Origin of the sequence: Bilophila wadsworthia ATCC 49260 (assembly GCF_000701705.1) — a bacterium.
GTDB classification, from domain to species: Bacteria; Desulfobacterota; Desulfovibrionia; order Desulfovibrionales; family Desulfovibrionaceae; genus Bilophila; species Bilophila wadsworthia.
The window spans coordinates 1-1,082 of the sequence record NZ_JNJP01000196.1 but is presented as its reverse complement, the minus strand read 5'-3'; the positions used below and the strand labels follow the sequence as shown (position 1 = coordinate 1,082).

Annotated in this window: 1 protein-coding gene; it reads left to right on the top strand. The window is 64.2% G+C overall.

Annotated features, from left to right (window positions below):
* The coding region (locus tag T370_RS0122020; RefSeq protein WP_029437031.1) for a terminase gpA endonuclease subunit at positions 1 to 1,082 on the top strand (1,082 nt) is incomplete at both ends.

The window sequence follows — 1,082 nt, the reverse complement described above, 5'->3', positions numbered from 1 at the left end:
CGCAGGCCCGTGCCGATCAGCGCGTGGGCGGAGAAGCACCGTATCCTCGAAATGTCGGCCATCCGGGGCCGCTGGCGGAACGTGTTTACCCCGTATCTCACCGGGATCATGGACGTGTCCGGGCTTCCCGGCGTCGAGACGGTCATCATCTGCAAAAGCCCGCAGACGGGCGGCTCGGAGTGTGGCCACAACATCGTCGGGTACTGCATCGACTGTCTCCCCGGCCCGGTGATGTACGTCTTCCCGGACGAGCTGACCGCCCGCGAGAATGCCAAGGACCGCATCATCCCGATGATCGAGGCCTCCCCGCGCCTCCGGCAGTACATGACGGGCTACGGCGACGACGCTTCCAGCCTGCGCATCAACCTGCTGCACATGCCGATTTACCTCGGCTGGTCCGGTTCCGTCTCGCGGCTCGGGAACAAGCCCATCCGCATCCTCATCCTTGACGAGCTGGACAAGTACAAGAACCCGAAAAACGAGGCATCGTCCGAGTCGCTGGCGGAGAAGCGCACGACGACATGGCGAACCCGGCGCAAGGTCGTGAAAATCTCGACCCCGACCACGGAAGACGGCCCGATATGGAAGGCGCTCACCGAGGAGGCGGGTGCCCGCTTCGATTTTTGGGTGCGCTGCCCGCACTGCGGCTTTTTCCAGCACATGGATTTCGAGCGCATCGCATGGCCCGGAAAGGATGAGGAAAAGTCCCCGGACGCCGAAACCGTGCTGGCGAAGCGGCTGGCCTACTATGCCTGTGAATACTGCGGCGCGGTGTGGGATGACGGCGACCGTGATCGGGCGGTCAGGGGAGGGGAGTGGCGTGAGCGCGTGTCCGGCCTTGAGCTGATGGCCCATGTCGCCGCGCACCGTCCCGTGAAGGTGGGCTTCCACATCCCCGCATGGCTTTCATACTTCGTGAGCCTGTCCGAAGTGGCCCACGCATGGCTCAAATACAAGGAGAGCGGAAAATTGGACGACCTCAAGAATTTCAGGAACCAGTACGCCGCCGAGCCGTGGGTGGAGTCGCACGCGGCCCGCTCGGAAGACGCCATCCTCGCCCTGTGCGACGACCGCCCACGCGG